Origin of the sequence: Auraticoccus monumenti, from assembly GCF_900101785.1 — a bacterium.
Lineage (GTDB): Bacteria > Actinomycetota > Actinomycetes > Propionibacteriales > Propionibacteriaceae > Auraticoccus > Auraticoccus monumenti.
In genome coordinates this window covers 1,543,547-1,560,128 of record NZ_LT629688.1, presented here as the reverse complement: position 1 = coordinate 1,560,128, position 16,582 = coordinate 1,543,547, and the positions used below count along the sequence as shown (strand labels likewise).

Here is a 16,582-nt window from a genome sequence, read left to right as displayed (position 1 = left end):
TCGTGAGGCGTCGCTCACAAGTGGTAGCCGCCTAGGTAGTAGCCAGCCGGCTCCTTGATACCGCATCGAGTCCAAGCAGCGTCGCGCTCCGAGCCTTCAAGCCACTCGACCGAGAACGTCCCGCTGATGCCAGTTGACATGCGCTCTACCTCGATCTGACCCATCCGGACCTCATCGACCGCCGTCCACGGGGGGTAGTCCTCGATGATCGGTTCCCCCTCTCCGTCGGTCCAGGTCACGAGGAGCCAGACGCACTCCTGCCAAGTCAGAGGGCTGAACGGGGACCAGAAGTGCTCCACGATCGCCGCCAGGTGACCAACCACTGCACCGTCGAGATCTCGTAGCACAGCCACGCCCTCCCGGAACGGGTCAAGTCCCGGGTCGTGGTCGCGTCGGAGTGCCATGACGAGCAGTGTCTACGAAGCAGGAGCGCCGTGGGGACTCATATGGGGACTAATGCCCGTCGACCATGACCTCCCGGGCGCAATCGGGGCAGATGCCGACCCGTTGACCTCGCTGATCAAGCGGCCCTTCTACAGCCCAGGAAACAGATCCGCGGGTTGTGGGTTCGATCCCCACGGGGCCCACCACACGGCACTCTCCGTGAACCACCATCCGCACCGGCAGGGACCCCCCCTCGCCAGGTCGGTGGTCCACGTCAGGGCACCGCCGGCCCGGCCACGGGAGGGTGATTGCGGTCCGACGTCCCTCGCGCCTCCGCCCAGCCGACGGATCCACGCGTGTCAGAGCTGGAGGAGGCGGACGCCGAGGTAGGCGGTGCCGGCGACGAGGACCCAGGAGCCGAGGCCGAGGAGCAGGGCCCGACCCCCGGTGCGGCGGAGGGTGGACACGTGGATGCCGGTGCCGAGTCCGACGAGGGCTGCGGTCAGCAGCACCTCCTGCACCTGCTGGGCGCCGGCGAGGACCGCGGAGGGCACCAGGTGGGTGCTGGCCACGGCGATGGCGGCGAGGAAGCCGACGACGAACAGCGGCACCACCGGGGGTCGACGGCTCCCGGGCACCGGTCCTCCCGAGGTCACCTGGCGGGCACGGCGGCGGGCCGCGAGCCCGACGCCGGCCACCAGGGGCGCGAGGAGGACGACGCGGCTGAGCTTGACCACCACGGCGGTGGTCAGCGCCCCGGGAACCTGGTTGGCGGTGGCGACGCTCTGGCCGACGTCGTGGACGCTGGCGCCGACCCAGCGGCCGAAGTCGGCGGGGTCCAGGCCGAGCGGCCCACGCAGGAGGGGCAGCACCACGATGGCGAGGCTGCCGCACAGGGTGACGAGCGCGATCGCGACCGCGGTGTCGTCCTCGTCACCGTCCGCGACGTCGGACATGGCCGCGACGGCCGAGGCACCGCAGATGGAGAAGCCGGTCGCGACCAGCAGGGCCCGGGCACGGGGCACCCGGAGGGCACGGCCGAGCAGCCGGGTGCCGACGAAGGTGACGGCGACCGTGGCCACCACGACGGCCAGCCCGCCGAGGCCGAGGTCGACGAGCTGCGGCAGCCCCAGCTGCAGACCGAGGAGGACCACCGCGATCCGGAGCAGACGGTGCGAGGCGACGTGGGTGCCGGCGTGCAGCACCGGCCGGTGCAGCCCGAGGTTCGCGGCGAGGGCGCCGAGCACCACCGCGACGGTGGCCGGGTGGACCGCCGGCACCAGGTGCGCGACCCCGAAGGCGACCGCCGTCGCCGCCGCCACGGCGACCAGGCCCGGCAGCACGGCCGGGGTCCGGCCCTGACCCGGCTGGTGGTGACCCAGGAGGTGGCGCGGACTCATCGGCGCCAGGTCGCAGTCAGGACGACAGCGGCTCCGCGCCACCTTCGTCACGGTCGGGATGGTCATGACCCCGAGCCTGGCCCCCCAGGACGCGGCGTAGTAGAGGGCTCGACCTGATCGACCCATCAGCGACACCGATGGCCACCGATAGACTCCGCTGATGGTCTCGCCGCGTGTTCCCGACCTGGACAGCCTCCAGCTCCTGCTGGAGATCGCCGTGACGGGGTCGCTCGGCCGGGCGGCGACCGCCCACGGGCTCAGCCAGCCGGCCGTGTCGGCACGGCTGCGGACCATGGAGGCCCTGGTCGGGGTGCCCCTGGTCGAGCGCAGCCCACGGGGTTCCTCCCTCACCGCGGCGGGGGTCCTGGTGGCGGGGTGGGCCCGGGAGGTGCTGACCGCCGCGGAGATGCTGGACGCCGGGATCACCTCGCTGCGCGCCGACCAGGACCAGCACCTCCGGGTGGCCGCCAGCATGACCGTCGCCGAGCACCTGCTGCCCCGGTGGCTGGTCCGGCTCGCCGCCGACCGACCCCGGACCGCCGTGAGCCTGCAGGCGATGAACTCCACCCAGGTGGAGCAGGCCGTGCTCGCCGACCAGGTCGATCTCGGCTTCGTCGAAGGACCCGACGTCGGTCCCGGGCTCGACGACCGCGTGGTCGCCCACGACCGGCTCGTCGTCGTCGTGGCCCCGACCCACCCCTGGGCACGGCGACGACGCGTGGACGCCGCCGAGCTCGCCGCCACCCGACTCGTCCAGCGCGAACCCACCTCCGGCACCCGCACCGCCCTCGCCGCCGCGCTCGCCGAGCACGGCCCCCTGGCCACGCCGCTGCTGGAGCTGTCGACGTCGACCGCCGTCCGCTCCGCCACGGCGGCCGGCGCCGGCCCCGCCGTGCTCAGTCACCTGGCGGTGCAGGACGACCTGGACCACGGCCGGCTGCTTGAGGTACCCATCAGGGGCGCGGACCTGACCCGGCTGCTCCGTGCCGTCTGGCCCAGCGACCGGCGCACCAGCCGCCCCGCCCAGGAGCTCCTCGACATCGCGACCATCGCCGAGCGAGGCGATCGCTGACGCCCGCCGGAGCTCACCGAGGGGCGGTGGGGGCGCTGTCGTCGGTGGGCTGGCGGGCGAAGTCGGCGGGCGTGAACTCGCCCCGCCGCAGGTTCCCCTCGATCTGCTCCAGGCTGCGCCCGGTCAGCTCCGGCATCTTGCGCCACAGGAACACGAACGCGATGACGTTGAACGCGGCGTACAGCCAGAAGGTCTGCCCGGTGCCGATGGTGTTGATGATGCTCAGCAGCGTGAGCGTGATCAGCAGGTTCGTGCCCCACAGCGACGCCGACTGCGCGGCGGCACCCGCGGCCCGGGTGGCCAGGGGGTAGATCTCCGAGCCGGTCAGCCAGCCCATCAGCTGGATCCCGCCGGCGGTGAAGGCCATGAACACGATCAGCGTGGCGATGATCCAGGGCACCATCTCCGGGCCGGAGTTGCCGGTGACGAAGAACGTCCCGAGCACGATCAGGGCCAGCGCCGCCCCCGGCAGGGTGATCAGCGTCAGGCGGCGACGTCCCACCCGGTCGATGATGGCCAGCCCGATCAGCTGGGTGACCAGGTAGGTGACGCCCAGGGCCACCGACACCCGTAGCGCGACCGAGGTGGAGAACCCGTTGTCGGTGAGGATCGTCGGGGAGTAGTAGATGATCATCTCGATGCCGGACAGCTGGGTGAAGATCGCCACCCCGCAGCCGACGACCAGCGCCGGGCGCACCCAGGCCTCACGCAGTCCTCGCCAGCCCCGCGTGCTCTGCTCCTCCTCGGCCCGGACGGCCTCGCGGACCTCGTCCAGCTCCGGTCCGACGTCGAGCCCGTGCGGACGGACCCGCTCCAGGGCCGTGCGCGCACCGTCGGCGTCCCCGGTCTTGGCCAGCCAGCGCGGGCTCTCCGGCAGCCGCAGCATCATGATCAGCATGAAGGCCGCGGGCACCGAGGCGGCCCCGACGGCGATCCGCCAGTCGATCACCTCGGTCGCGCCCACGATCGTGGAGATGACGATGCCGACGCCGATGGCGATCTGGAAGAACAGCACCAGCCGGCCGCGGAACTTCGTCGGGCTCAGCTCGGCGACGTAGATCGGGGCGGTCTGGGTGGCACCGCCGACGGCGAAGCCGAGGACCAGGCGTCCGAGGACCAGCATCGTCGGGTTCGGGGCCAGCGCCGCCCACAGCGCCCCGACGACGAAGACGACCGCGACCAGCAGCAGCGTCTTGCGACGACCCTGGGACTCCGAGAGCCGGCTGCAGGTCAGGGCACCGATCACCGCGCCGAGCAGGATCGAGGCTGCGATGACCTGCTTCATGCCGTCGCCGATGCCGAACTCGTCGGTGATCTGCAGCAGGGCGCCGGAGATGATGCCGGTGTCGTAGCCGTAGAGCAGACCCGAGATCGCCGAGACGAGGGCGACGACGACGATCGAGCCGGTCAGGCGTGCGCTGCCCTGGACGTCGTCGCGCGTGGTGGGTGCGGCCATGGAGAGCTCCTCGTTCGGGCCGGGTGGGGCCACGGCTGTGGAGACCCTCAGCGGACATTAACAGCAGCCTGCCCGACAGAACCCGGGGGTCGTCGCCGCCGCAACCCACCCCCGCGCACCGCAGCGGGGGTCCCGCCGCACCCCCGGCCCGACGGGGCTCTCCCCCACGCCCGCGGACGCTCCTACGTTCGCAGGAAGGACCCACCCGGGCCCCTGTACCGAAGAGGACGCACCTGTGACCACCACCTCGACGCCCACCGCCCCACCGAGCGCGCCGCACACGGCCTCGTGGGCCGGTGTCGTCTCGCTCAGCCTGGGGATCTTCGCGATCGTCATGTCGGAGTTCCTGCCCGCGAGCCTGCTGCCGCGGATCGCCGAGGACCTGGCCGTCTCCGTCGGCGCCGCGGGTCAGAGCGTCACCATGACGGCCCTCGTCGCGGCGCCCTCGGCCCTGCTCATCGCCGTGGTCCTGCCCCGGGCGGACCGGCGTCACGTGATGATGGGGCTCACCGCGCTGGCCGTCCTGTCCAACGTGGCCGTCGCCCTCTCTCCGAACCTCTTCACCCTCCTGGCCGCCCGCCTGCTCCTGGGCATCGCGCTGGGCGGGTTCTGGGCCATGGCCACCGCGATGGCCGCGCACCTGGTGCCGTCGGACCACCTCGGGCGCGCGCTCACCGTCGTCAACAGCGGGGTCTCCGTCGCCACCGTCGCCGCCGTGCCGCTCGGGTCCTGGCTCGGTGAGGTCTGGGGCTGGCGTGGTGTCTTCCTGCTCGCGGCCGGCGTGGCCGTGCTGGCGCTGGTGGTGCAGGCCCTGACGCTGCCGCGGGTCGCACCGACCGCCGCGCACGGGGTCCGGGCGCTCGGGGCGGTGCTGCGCAACCGCGTCGCGGCGGTCGGGCTGGTCGCGGTGCTGCTGGTCTTCACCGGCCACTTCGGCGGGTTCACCTACATCCGGACCGCCGTGGAGAGCCTGTCCGACCTCGGCGCCGGCGGCCTCGCCGTGCTGCTGCTCGTCTTCGGGGTCGCCGGCCTCGTCGGCACGCTGGTCAGCGGCCCGCTGGCCGACCGGGCACCACGGCTGGGCGTCCTGCTCTTCCCCTCGGTGCTCGGCGTGGGCATGCTCCTGCTGCAGACCACCGGCAGCTCGACCACCGGGCTCTTCCTGGCCGCGGCCGTGTGGGGCCTGGGCTTCGGCGGCGTGCCCACGGCCGTGCTCAGCTGGGGCGCCCGGACCGAGCCGAACCGGCTCGAGCAGATCGGCGGGCTGATCGTGGCCGTCTGCAACGTCGGGATCGCCGTCGGGGCCGTGGTGGGCGGGCTGGTCGTCGACCGGGTCGCCGCCAGCGGACCCCTGGTCGTCGGCGGCGTCACGGCCGTCCTCGGCGCCGCCCTGCTGGCCGCTCTGCGCACCCGGCGCTGACCCGCGTCGCCCGGGCCAGGACCGCGGTCACCCGACGGGGGCGTAGATCACGACCCAGTGGTCCCGCTCGGGGTCGTGCAGCATCTCGCTCTGGTACGAGAGCCAGCCCCGGGTCGGGTGGCGCAGGTGCTTCACGCCGGACCGCTCCGTCGCGACCTGGCCGCGCGCCCAGTGCACCCGGAAGCTCACGCTGGTCGTGGACAGCTCCGCCTGCATCGACCTGAGCTGCGCGTCCTCGGGGTACCGACCCATCGCCGAGCGCAGCTCGGCCGCCGCCCACGCCGCGTAGCGGTCGGCTCCCTCGTTCCCCAGGGCCTGACGCGCCGCGTCGGTGAACCCCTGGTGCACGATGTTGCGCCGGTACCGGCCGGCACCGGGGAGCGGTCCGAGGAGCTCGGTGGCTGCACCGTTGCGCGCCACCACGTCGAGGCGGCCGTCGTGGACGGTCACCGGCAGGCTGTGGTCGAGTCCGTCCAGCAGCCGGCGGAGCCCCGGGCGGAGCTCGCTGTCCGGGGCGAGCGGTTCGGGTGGCAGCTCGCCGGCGAGCCGGAACAGGTGGTCCCGCTCCGCCGGGGTGAGACCCAGCGTCCCGGCCAGCGCGGTCAGCACCTCCCGCGACGGCCGGGGAGCCCGCCCCTGCTCGAGACGGGTGTAGTACTCCACCGAGATACCCGCCGACACAGCCAGCTCCTGGCGTCGCAGCCCCGGCACCTGCCGGCGCGACGTCCGGCCACCGGCCGGGCACGCGGGCGCCGGCATCGTCCCCCGCCGGGCGCGCAGGTACCTCCCCAGGTCGGTCCTGATTCCGGTCGGCACGAGACCATCATGCTCCGGACGTCCTCGGGCTGGCCCTGCCGGTACCAGTCCCCAGCGGGTCTCCCCGCGCCGGTCGAGGACGCGGAGAGTGGGTGGCAGACGCAGCGCCGGGAGGCACGCGTCGTCCACCGCAGCCGCACCTCGAGGAGTCCCCATGTCCACCGACCGCATCGCCCTCGTGACCGGGGCCAACCAGGGCATGGGCAGGCACGTGGCCCGGGAGCTGGCCGCCGACGGCGTCACCGTCTTCCTCGGGTCCCGCGACCTGGCCCGCGGGCAGGCCGCAGCCGCCGAGATCGGCGCCAGCACCACCGCCCTCCAGCTCGACGTGACCGACCCTGCCTCGATCGCCACCGCCGCCGCACGGATCGGCGAGGAGGCCGGGCGTCTGGACCTCCTGGTCAACAACGCCGCCATCTCCTCCACCCGCACCGGTGTCGACCTCGCCGCCCTGCGGGCCGGGTCCCGGGCGAGCACGGTCTCCCTCGAGGAGGTGCGCGCCGTCTGGGAGGTCAACGTCTTCGGCCCGCTGGCGGTCTACCAGGCGGTGCTGCCGCTGCTGCGCCTCTCCTCCGACGCGCGTGTGGTGAACGTGACGAGCGGACTCGGTTCGCTGACGACGGTCGCCGAACCGACCTCGGGGTACCGCTCGGTCTTCGAGCCCGCCTACGCCGCGTCGAAGGCGGCGCTCAACGCCGTCACGCTGGCCATGATGGTCGAGCTCGAGGGGACCGACATCAAGGTCAACCTGGTCTCACCGGGCTTCGCCAGCACGGCACTGGTCAACTTCGAGGGGACCGAGTCGGTGGAGGACGCCGCCCGCGAGGTGGTGCGCGTGGCCCGGCTGGGACCGGACGGGCCGACCGGCACCTTCACGCTCTGGGAGGGCGTGGACGTCCCCTGGTGACGTCGGCCCGCGAGACGACTCAGCCGGCGGCGACGGAGCTGCAGGCCCGGCTGGAGTCCTCGGCCATGCCGCGGGCGGCGTCGATGACGGCGTCCAGCCGGTCCCGGGTGGCGCTCAGCTCCCGCACCTGCGCGTCGATCCGGTCCCGCTCGGTGGCGAGCCGGTCGAGCATGGCAGGGGTGGGGACCCCGGTCTCGATGCAGGGCAGGAACCCCACGATGGCCCGGCTGCCGAGCCCGGCGGCGTACAGCGCCTGGATCCACTGCACCCGGTCGACCGCGGAGTCGGCGTAGTGGCGCTGCCCGCTCGGGCTCCGCACCGAGTGCAGCAGCCCCTGCTCCTCGTAGTAGCGCAGCGCCCTGGTGCTCACTCCCGCCGCCGTCGCGACCTCGCCGATCCGCACGTCTCTCCCCCTCGTCCGAGCCCGCGGCTCCCTGCTTGCCCTTGACGCCGACGTCAACTCCCAGCGTAGCGAGGGCAGTCACACCACGACCGCCCCGCCGCGACGGCCCGGCGCCGGCCGTTCACCGGTCCGTCACGGACCCACCGGTCCTGCTGACCGGGCGGTGGTGCTCCGGTGGGCCATGATGGGGCCGTGGACCCGCAGGCCGTCTGCGCCGTGGCCCCCGGGAGGACGAGACCATGACCACCAGGCTCGAGCAGAGCCGCGCGACGAGGCGCCGACGGTCACCTCAGCGCCTCCCCTCGCGGACCCTCCCGACCGTCTCCGTCGTCATCCCGGCCTACGACGAGGAGGCCGTGATCGAGCGGTGCGTGCTGGCCGCGGTCCACCAGACGGTGCTCCCGGCCGAGGTGCTGGTGGTGGACAACCGCTCCACCGACCGGACCGCCGAGGTCGTCCGCCGGCTGGCCGCCGAGCACCCGTGGGCACCGATCCGGCTGGTGCACCAGGACGTCCTGCAGGGGCTGGTCCCCACCCGCAACGCCGGCTTCGCCGCCGCGACCGGTGACGTGCTGGGGCGGATCGACGCCGACACCGTGGTCGCCCCGGACTGGGTGCAGCGGGTGGCCGAGCGGATGAGCGACCCCGGCACCGCGGCGCTGACCGGACCGGTCAGCTACTACGACGTCCCGCTCCGCCTGGCCCACCGGCTGTCGGACCACCCGGTCCGCCGGGCCCTGCACGGGCTGGGCACGCAGTACCCCTTCCTCTACGGCAGCAACATGGCCATCCGGGCCAGCGCCTGGCGCACCATCGAGCCGACCGCCTGCCTCGACCCCGACGACCTCCTGCACGAGGACATCGACCTCGCCATCCACCTCTACCAGGCCGGCCTCCGGGTGACCTACGCCCCGATGGTGCGGGCCGGCGTCTCGCTCCGCCGCCTGTACACCCCCCCGGCCTCCTACTGGGACTACACCCACCGCTTCGAGCGGACCTACGCCCAGCACGACGTCAGCCACTGGCACCTGCGGGTCCCGCCGCGGGTGCTGCGGGGCATCTACTGGCCGGCCCGGATCGGACGCACCCTGCTGGTCGGCACGCCCGAACCGGGCGAGGCCGCCGCCTGAGGTCCGCCGCCGGTCAGCGGGTGCGGTGCTGCTCCACCCGCTCCCGGTCGTAGGGGTCGGGACCGGTCGCGGCGAAGGCCCGGCGCAGCACCGCCTCCTGCCGGTGCAGCTCGGCCAGGACGTCACCCCGCTCGGTGCCCGTGGCCAGCACCCGCTTCAGGTCCAGCAGCGCGAGCACCATCTCCGGCGAGCTGGCCGCGTGCGGGCGGAGCTGGTCGAACACGCCGCGGACGAGCTCCACCGCCGGTACCGGGGAGTCGACCAGCCGCAGCTCGCCGCCCTGCTCGTAGCCGTTGGCCACGTCCTCGGACGCCAGCCGGGGCGCCAGGCCGGTGCCCAGCTCGAGGACGGCGTTGGTGGCGGTGTAGGGGTCGTTGGTGCTCGGGGACAGCGCCCGGACCGCCATCTCGACCAGCTGCCGGGCGGCGTAGCGGAGGTCCTGGTCGGGGGTGCGGGAGGGGCCGAAGGTCAGGTGGCGCCGGACGCCCTGCTCGAGGTCCTGCACCTCCTCCCCGTCACCCCGCGCCCAGACGTGGGCGAGCGCGTCGCCGGCGATCACGTGGTCCCCCACGGCGGGCAGCAGCTGGACGAGCGCGTCCCGGCGCTCGGCCATGGTCACGAGCGAGGCGCGGTCGACGTGGCGCAGGAACCCGTGGTGCTCGGCCCGGACGGTGGTCGTCGGGGCGCCCCCGGGCAGCTGCTCGACCTGGCGGCTGGGTCGCGGGTCCTCCCCCACCGAGCACCGCTGCAGGTCGCCCAGCACCTGCGAGACCAGGGTCGGCACCTGGATCGAGTCGGCGATGTGGTGGATGAAGTAGACGAGCACGGCCACGTCCACCACGGCCAGCCCGATGGCCAGCGTGACGGCGAGGTGCGGCACGAAGGTGTCGCCCTCCTCGGCGCGCACCGTCCGCAGCACCATCAGGGTGTAGATGAAGGTGGCCCCGAAGACGCCCAGGACCACCTGGTTGCCCCGGTCGGCCATGAAGTTGCGCACCAGGCGCGGCCCGTAGGTGGAGCTGGCGGTGGCGATCACCGAGATGGTGATGGAGAAGGCGGTGGCGGCGACGCCGAGCATCGAGCCGCCGACGGCCGCCAGCAGGTCACGGCTGCCCGACGCCCCCATCCCGCTGATGAAGGGCAGGTCCGACAGCTCGCGGCTGAAGGAGCGGTCCAGGGTGACCACCAGCTCGGCCAGCACCAGGGCGGCGGCCACCAGCAGGGCGGGCAGGAACCAGAAGGAGTCGACGGCGCCGAGGGCGCGGTGACGGAGGGTACGCACACCGCAGGGTAGGCACGCCCGGCCGGTCCGTGGTGGAGGTCCGGCCGGGCGCGCTCGGGCACTGCGGGAGGAGCGGGGGCTCAGCGGAGGGTGATGCTCCCCGCCAGACGGGCCTCGGCCGCGGAGCCGCCGACGTAGACGGCCACCGTGCCGGTCGGGGTCACCCACCGGTCGGCCCGCTCGTCCCAGTACTGCAGGGACCGGTCGTCGAGGGCGACCTCGACCTTGCCCTTGCGACCGGGCTGCAGGTCGACGCGGGCGTAGCCGGCCAGCTGCCTGACCGGGGTGTCCTGCGCCGTGGGCAGCGTGCCGACGTAGACCTGGACGACGTCGGAGCCGGCGACCCGGCTGGTGTTGGTCACCTCGACGCTCACGCTGGCCTGCAGACCGCGCGGCTGCCTGTCCCGGCCCCTGGGCTTGGTGGCGTCGGCGACCTTGACGTCCTTGGTCTTCAGCTTGGCGTAGTCGAAGCGGCTGTAGGACAGGCCGTGGCCGAAGGGGAACAGCGGCTCCAGGCCCGCCTTCGCGTAGCCCCGGTAGCCGATGTGGATGCCGTCGTCGTAGGTCGTCGTGGGGCTGAGCTCGTCGACGTCGGCGAACGGGCTGGCGACCCCCATCTCCTGCGGCTGGTCCTCGCTGGCCGGGAAGGTGATGGGCAGCCTGCCGGAGGGGTTGACGTCGCCGTACAGCACCGCGGCGACGCTCGTGCCCTGGGTCTGGCCGCCGTACCAGGCCTCCACCACGGCCGGGACCTGGTCGAGCCAGGGCATCAGCACCGCACCGCTGGTGGCGAGCACGACCACGGTGCGCGGGTTGACCGCGGCCACCTCGCGGATCAGGCGGTCCTGGTCCTGCGGCAGGGTGAGGTCGGCGCGGTCGGCGGCCTCACCGGTGTAGTCGCGGGCGACCACGACAGCCACCTCGGAGTCCCGGGCGAGCTCGACGGCCTCGCGGACCTGCGGGGAGAGCACGTCGGCCGGAGGCGTCCAGCCGAGACGCACCATGGCGCCGGGCTGGTCGTTGAGGCCACCGTCGAACTGGTTGGGGTCGTCGGTGGTGTAGTCCACCCGGACGTCGACCGGGCGCCCCTCCACCAGGTCCACCTGGACGGTGTCGGTTGCGTAGCCGGACGCGTCCCCCTCCAGCACGAGCTCGCCGTCGAGGTAGAGGCGGGCGGTGCCGAGGTGGGTGAGAGAGAGGCCGTAGGAGCCGGTGGCCGGCGCGGAGAGCGTCGCGGTCCAGCGCACCGACATCGGCTCCACCGGCAGCGGCCAGGGCAGCCCCCGCACCTGGGAGGTGTTGACGGTGTCGTTGGACAGGCCGGCGCGGAGGTTGATCTGCTTCTCCTCGCGGGTGGTCCAGGCCGGGGTGGCCTGGCTGTTGATGCCGCGGTGGTAGGAGGCCCTGACCCCGGTCAGCACGCTGGAGGGGATGGGCGCCGGCCCGGCCAGGGTGTCCCCGGTGGACACCGGGTCGGTGCCGGCGGCGTGGCGGACGGTGGTGCCGGAGCCGGCCCGGGCGGTCAGGCCGTCCAGGATGGTGGTCAGGCGGGTCGGGGTGGCCACGGCGGCGCTGCCGCCACCGTCGATGTAGTGGTCGGCGTCGGAGCCGATCACGGCGATGGACCTCACGTCCCCACCCAGCGGCAGCTGGCGGGCGTCGTTCTTGAGCAGCACGGTGCCCTTGGCCCCGACCTCGGTCGCCACCCGGTTGCCGGCCTCGATCATCGACTGCGGCAGCGCCTGGGCGGCGGGCATCGGGTTGACGAAGGAGCCGACCGGCGGGTTGTCGATGATGCCGAACTCGAACATCGACCACAGCACCCGGCGCACGGCGTCGGTCACCCGGGCCTCCTCGACCCGGCCGTCGAGGACGGCCTGCTCCAGGTTCGCACCGGAGAAGGTGAGCTGCTCACCGGAGGTGTCCATCCCGGCGGCGTAGTCGTCGAAGCCGTGGGCGGCGTTGAAGTCGGTCTGCACGTAGCCCTTGAAGCCCAGCTGCTCCTTGAGGATCGTGGTGAGCAGCAGCCTGCTGCCGCAGCCGAACTCGCCGTTGACCTTGTTGAACGAGCACATCACCGAGGAGGGGTTGGCCTCGTCGACCAGCTTCTCCCAGGGGCGGGTGTACACCTCCTGCAGCGTGCGCTCGTCGAGCACGGCGTCGACGTGACCGCGGCGGGTCTCCTGGTGGTAGACGTTGTAGTGCTTGGCCTCGGCCGGGACGTCCTCGCCCTGGATGCCGTTGGTCTGCCCGCTCGCGATGCGGCCGGTCAGCAGCGGGTCCTCCCCGGTGCTCTCCCAGAGCCGCCCGTTCCAGGGGGTGCGGGCCAGGTCCAGCGAGGGGGCGGCGACGGAGTTGTGACCGGCCGCGCGGGCCTCACGGGCACCGACCGCGCCGTACTCCACGGCCAGCCGGTCGTCGAAGGTGGAGGCCAGCGCCACACCCACCGGGAGCGCGGTCGAGCCGAGGGGCAGGTTGACGCCGTTGGAGGCGTCCTTGCCGCGGATGGCCGGGATGCCCAGCTCGGGCACCCCCTGGCCGCCGGTCTGCACCAGCAGGGCGACCTTCTGCTCGAGGGTCATCTCCGCCAGGACGAGGGCGGCCCGCTGGTCGCTGCTGAGGCGGGTGTCCATCCAGGGGTCGGCCGGGTCCGCCTGGGCCGGCGGGACGGCCGAGAAGGCCACGGCCACGGTGGTGGCCAGCGCGGCGAGGGCCACGCCGAACCTGCGGCGTCGGGAAGGGGTCGTGGGCACGGGTGCTCCGATCTGAGAGGTGGCGGGAGCGGCGTGCTGCACTGCGTGTGACCGGTCTCCCCCGAGACACCGCTGCCGACCGGCGGGGTCCATCGCACCCCGGCGGCTCAGCGGCGGGAGGACCGTAGCACGGTGACCTGCCAGGTGGCAGACAAACGTCTGCCACCCGGCAAGGAACCGAACGCACGCACAGACGCCTCGCGTACATTGACCGCCGGAGGCTCGTCGCCGAGCCAGGGAAGGCAGGTGGGTACCGGTGCCGCTCACCGACGACGTGCCCGTGAAGCGCAGGCCGCGCGTCCGGGCAGCGGCCACCGAGCTGCGCCGTCACCAGATCCTGACCGCGGCCCAGGAGGCGTTCGGCGAGTCCGGCTACCAGGGCTCCTCGCTGCGGGACATCGCCTCGCGCGCCGGGATCACGCACCAGGGGCTGCTGCACCACTTCCCCGACAAGACCGCCCTGCTCGAGGCCGTCCTCGACCACGACCTGGCCGACACGGCCACCGACCACCGGTTGGAGAGCGGCGACAGCCTGGAGTTCTTCCGCGGTCTGATGGGGGTGGCCGAGCGCGACGTCCGCGACGTCGCCCGGATGCGCATGTTCTACCGGCTCTGCGCCGAGGCCACCTCACCGACCAACCCGGCGCACGGGTACTACGTGCGCTGGTTCCGTGAGGTGCGCGAGCGCCTCACCAGCGCCCTGCAGGACCTGGCCGAGCGTGGTCGCTACCACGGGAGCGTGCCGCCGGAGGTCGCCGCGCTGCACCTGTCCGCCGTGCGGGAGGGCCTGACCCTGCAGTTCCTGCTCGAGCCCGACGCGGTCGACCTCGCCGCCGAGGTCCGCGCCCACCTCGCGCTCTACGCCGACATCGGCTGAGCGCGCCATCCCGCCGGCGCACCGCGGCGGTGCCCGTCAGACCGGCGGCGCAGCCAGGGTCCGGCCCGGACGGTGGCTGCAGCCGAGCAGCTCCTGGACCACCGACCCGTCCGGACGCGTCGGTGAGACGTCCCGGCCCTCGGTCAGCACCACCAGCGCACGGGCGCCCATCTCGCGACGGGGCAGGGTGAAGCCGGCGACGTCCCCGTCGAGCTCGGGGGACCCGGACAGGCTGATCAGCGAGAGGTCGTCCGGCACCTGCAGCCCACGCGTCGCCAGGGCGCGCAGCAGCTTGTCCACCTGCTCGGCCTGCTCGGCCAGCACCGCCGTCACCCCCTGCCCGAGCAGCCGCTCGCACCACTCCTGGGGGTCCCCCACCGGCTCCACCACCATCCCCCCGGGCACCGCCCGGTGGAAGCCGGCCAGCCGGTCGACGTAGGACACGGCCCCGCGCCCGTAGCCCAGGTAGGCGAAGCGCTGGTGCCCCTGCGCCCGCGCCCGCCCGACCAGGTCCGCCACCGCGGTGGCGTAGTCGGCGGCCACCCACGGCACCGGGCCGGCGGAGACGTCGTCGCGGCGCCCGACCGAGACGAAGGGGTAGCCCACGCCGATCAGGTGCTCCAGGTCCGCGACCGGGACGTACTGACCGAGCAGGATGCACGCGTCGGCCAGCCGGAGCCGGGTGGACCCGTTGGCCAGGCCCGCGGGTCGCCCGTCGGAGCGACCACCGGTGAGGAGCAGCAGGTCGTGGTCGCGCCGTTGCGCCTCGGCCTCGATGCCGGCCAGCACCGGGAAGAAGAAGTCCTCGCGCTCGGCCGGGAACAGCGCCTCGAAGGTGTACACGCCGATCATCCGGGTGCCACCCAGGCGCAGCCTCCGGGCGATCGGGTCCGCGACGTAGCCGGTCTCCTGGATCACCCGCAGCACCCGCGCCCGGGTCTCGGCCGGCACCCGGCTGAGGTTCTCCTCGCGCTCGTTGAGCACGAAGGAGACGGTGGTCTGGCTCACGCCGGCCAGCCGCGCGATGTCCTTCTGGGTGACCCTGGGCATCCCACCTCCTCCGGCAGTTCGTCTGCAAATAGGTATTACGTCTGGAAACGCGGGCGCTTCCGAGGCTACCGTCACGGTATCCGGCGATCAGTCAACGAGGAAAGGTCACCAGCATGGACCAGAACGCTCCCACCATCCCCACCGACGACGGGCGGGCCGTCGGCTCGCCCCGGCGCGACCTCCTCAGGGCCTCGGCCCTCGCCGCCGCGGCCGTGGTCGGCACCGGGGTGGCCCTGGGCGCCGCCCGCCCGGCTGCGGCCGAGCCGCCGCGACGGCCCGGACGCATCCGGGTCGTCGACGCCCCGCTCTCACCGCTGGACCGCGAGTTCGGGTTCGACTACACCCCCGGCGCGGACAACACCGACGCCCTGCAGGCCGTGATCGACAAGGCGATGAGCGCCGACGGCGGGCAGGTGGTGCTCCCGGCCGGCGACATCTGGGTGCGCGGGCTGTCGGTGGACTACCGCGGCTTCCCGACCCAGAACGAGAACGGGCTGCCCTACGGCTACGCCGGCCCGAAGATCACCGGGGCGGGCATGCGGCAGACCCGCATCAACCAGCTGCCGGGCTCCACGGCCGACATCGTCACGGTCTCCGGCCACGTGGGCGACAAGGCGGGTCCGGCTAACAACAACAAGGCCACCGGCGTCACCCTGGCCGACCTGCAGCTGCAGGGCACCCCCGGTGGCGGGCACGGCCTCTACCTCCGCTCACTGGTGAACTGCGAGTTCCGCAACCTGTGGATCCAGCGCACCGGCGGCTCGGGCATCTTCCGCGAGCGGGCCACCTTCGTCTCCGGTCTCGACGACGAGTACTCCTACGCCAACTCCTGGGACCGGATCAAGATCGTGGCCCCGGGACGCTGGGGCGTCGAGGACTCGACCAAGGCCTCCATCGGCGGCTCGATGACCAACGTGGAGGCGATCTCCCCCACGCTCGGCGGGTTCCTGCTGGCCCCGACCAACATGACGCTGCTGGACTGCCAGGCCATCGGCGGCACCGTCGGCCTGCAGTCGGTGCGCAACGAGAACCGGCGGTCGGTGAACTCGGGTCTGACGCTGATCAACTTCCGCTCCGAGGGCTCCAGGGGCAGCCACGAGATCCTGATCGAGGCCGGCATCAGCCACCTGATCGTCAACCCCAACTTCTTCCCGACCTCGGGGGCGCACTGCCTGGGTGTCGGGCTGCGCGAGGAGGGGCCGGACTTCCACGTCCGCAACCTGACGGTCGTGGGCGGCTACTTCGGTGTGGTCACCAAGTACCCCGAGCAGCTGGCCGTCGAGCTGGGCACCGACGCCCGCAGCACCCGCCTGATCCACCCGACCCTGGAGCTCAACAACGGCCGGGTGCCCACCGACCTGGTGGTCGACCGCGGGTACCGCTCCTCCATCGAGCTCCCCGGTGACCGCACGGAGGACCACCGCGGCTTCACCAGCCACCACCGTGCCGTGGCCCAGGTGCCCGCCCCGGAGTCCGGCGTCAACGAGGGCTGGGAGGAGGTCGCCGAGGGACGCTGGGAGAAGGTCGCCGTCTTCCCCGGCGGCCGTCGCGTGGTGATCGCCAGCTGACGGCACCCCTCCCCCGCGTCACCCACCCCCCACCCCACCCCACCGCCCACCCGCAGGTCCACGC

Annotated in this window: 14 protein-coding genes; 6 read left to right on the top strand and 8 right to left on the bottom strand. The window is 73.3% G+C overall.

Translation table 11 applies throughout. From position 1 onward, the window contains the following. Positions 1 to 14: 14 nt before the first annotated feature. Together BLT52_RS07170 and BLT52_RS07165 are read right to left on the bottom strand one after the other, a co-directional pair. Positions 15 to 404 (bottom strand): hypothetical protein, encoded by a 390-nt coding sequence (locus BLT52_RS07170; protein ID WP_157677021.1) that lies wholly within the window; start codon positions 402 to 404, stop codon positions 15 to 17. Between the two features lie 339 nt (positions 405 to 743). Beyond that, complete coding sequence (locus BLT52_RS07165; protein WP_197679239.1) at positions 744 to 1,850, bottom strand: YeiH family protein; 1,107 nt, start codon at positions 1,848 to 1,850, stop codon at positions 744 to 746. A gap of 94 nt (positions 1,851 to 1,944) precedes the next feature. On the opposite strand from BLT52_RS07165, the gene BLT52_RS07160 reads away from it, so the two are divergent. Next, positions 1,945 to 2,856, top strand: coding sequence for a LysR family transcriptional regulator (locus tag BLT52_RS07160; protein ID WP_090591941.1), 912 nt, complete (start codon positions 1,945 to 1,947; stop codon positions 2,854 to 2,856). 13 nt (positions 2,857 to 2,869) lie between these two features. On the opposite strand, the gene BLT52_RS07155 is transcribed toward BLT52_RS07160, so the two are convergent. Then, complete coding sequence (locus BLT52_RS07155) at positions 2,870 to 4,312, bottom strand: sugar porter family MFS transporter (protein ID WP_090591938.1); 1,443 nt, start codon at positions 4,310 to 4,312, stop codon at positions 2,870 to 2,872. Positions 4,313 to 4,547: 235 nt separating this feature from the next. Between BLT52_RS07155 and BLT52_RS07150 the strand changes: the two genes are divergently transcribed. Next, positions 4,548 to 5,732: an MFS transporter gene (locus tag BLT52_RS07150; RefSeq protein ID WP_197679238.1), complete on the top strand. Its 1,185-nt coding sequence runs from the start codon at positions 4,548 to 4,550 to the stop codon at positions 5,730 to 5,732. A gap of 27 nt (positions 5,733 to 5,759) precedes the next feature. Here BLT52_RS07150 and BLT52_RS07145 read toward each other — a convergent pair whose 3' ends face one another. Then, positions 5,760 to 6,548, bottom strand: a complete 789-nt coding sequence (locus BLT52_RS07145) for a helix-turn-helix transcriptional regulator (RefSeq protein WP_197679237.1) — start codon at positions 6,546 to 6,548, stop codon at positions 5,760 to 5,762. Between the two features lie 154 nt (positions 6,549 to 6,702). Between BLT52_RS07145 and BLT52_RS07140 the strand changes: the two genes are divergently transcribed. Continuing rightward, complete coding sequence (locus tag BLT52_RS07140; RefSeq protein WP_090591935.1) at positions 6,703 to 7,455, top strand: SDR family NAD(P)-dependent oxidoreductase; 753 nt, start codon at positions 6,703 to 6,705, stop codon at positions 7,453 to 7,455. A gap of 19 nt (positions 7,456 to 7,474) precedes the next feature. Here the strand turns inward: BLT52_RS07140 and BLT52_RS07135 are convergent, their stop codons facing one another. Further along, positions 7,475 to 7,858 (bottom strand): MerR family transcriptional regulator, encoded by a 384-nt coding sequence (locus BLT52_RS07135; RefSeq protein ID WP_090591933.1) that lies wholly within the window; start codon positions 7,856 to 7,858, stop codon positions 7,475 to 7,477. 239 nt (positions 7,859 to 8,097) lie between these two features. Here BLT52_RS07135 and BLT52_RS07130 point away from each other — a divergent pair, with 239 nt between their 5' ends. Continuing rightward, positions 8,098 to 8,988 carry a glycosyltransferase gene (locus tag BLT52_RS07130; protein ID WP_090591931.1) on the top strand — a complete coding sequence of 297 codons (891 nt, stop codon included), beginning with the start codon at positions 8,098 to 8,100 and terminating at the stop codon, positions 8,986 to 8,988. A gap of 13 nt (positions 8,989 to 9,001) precedes the next feature. Here the strand turns inward: BLT52_RS07130 and BLT52_RS07125 are convergent, their stop codons facing one another. After that, entirely contained in the window at positions 9,002 to 10,270 is a 1,269-nt protein-coding gene (locus BLT52_RS07125) for a DUF2254 domain-containing protein (RefSeq protein ID WP_157677020.1), read from the bottom strand. 80 nt (positions 10,271 to 10,350) lie between these two features. Next, positions 10,351 to 13,023 carry a beta-glucosidase gene (locus tag BLT52_RS07120; protein WP_172804005.1) on the bottom strand — a complete coding sequence of 891 codons (2,673 nt, stop codon included), beginning with the start codon at positions 13,021 to 13,023 and terminating at the stop codon, positions 10,351 to 10,353. Between the two features lie 280 nt (positions 13,024 to 13,303). Here BLT52_RS07120 and BLT52_RS07115 point away from each other — a divergent pair, with 280 nt between their 5' ends. Continuing rightward, complete coding sequence (locus tag BLT52_RS07115) at positions 13,304 to 13,900, top strand: TetR/AcrR family transcriptional regulator (RefSeq protein ID WP_172804004.1); 597 nt, start codon at positions 13,304 to 13,306, stop codon at positions 13,898 to 13,900. A 36-nt stretch (positions 13,901 to 13,936) separates the two neighbouring features. Here BLT52_RS07115 and BLT52_RS07110 read toward each other — a convergent pair whose 3' ends face one another. After that, the gene (locus tag BLT52_RS07110; RefSeq protein WP_090591923.1) at positions 13,937 to 14,950 is read right to left on the bottom strand and encodes a LacI family DNA-binding transcriptional regulator; all 1,014 of its coding nucleotides are present in this window, start codon (positions 14,948 to 14,950) and stop codon (positions 13,937 to 13,939) included. A 113-nt stretch (positions 14,951 to 15,063) separates the two neighbouring features. Between BLT52_RS07110 and BLT52_RS07105 the strand changes: the two genes are divergently transcribed. Beyond that, the gene (locus tag BLT52_RS07105; RefSeq protein WP_090591920.1) at positions 15,064 to 16,518 is read left to right on the top strand and encodes a hypothetical protein; all 1,455 of its coding nucleotides are present in this window, start codon (positions 15,064 to 15,066) and stop codon (positions 16,516 to 16,518) included. Positions 16,519 to 16,582 lie beyond the last annotated feature (64 nt).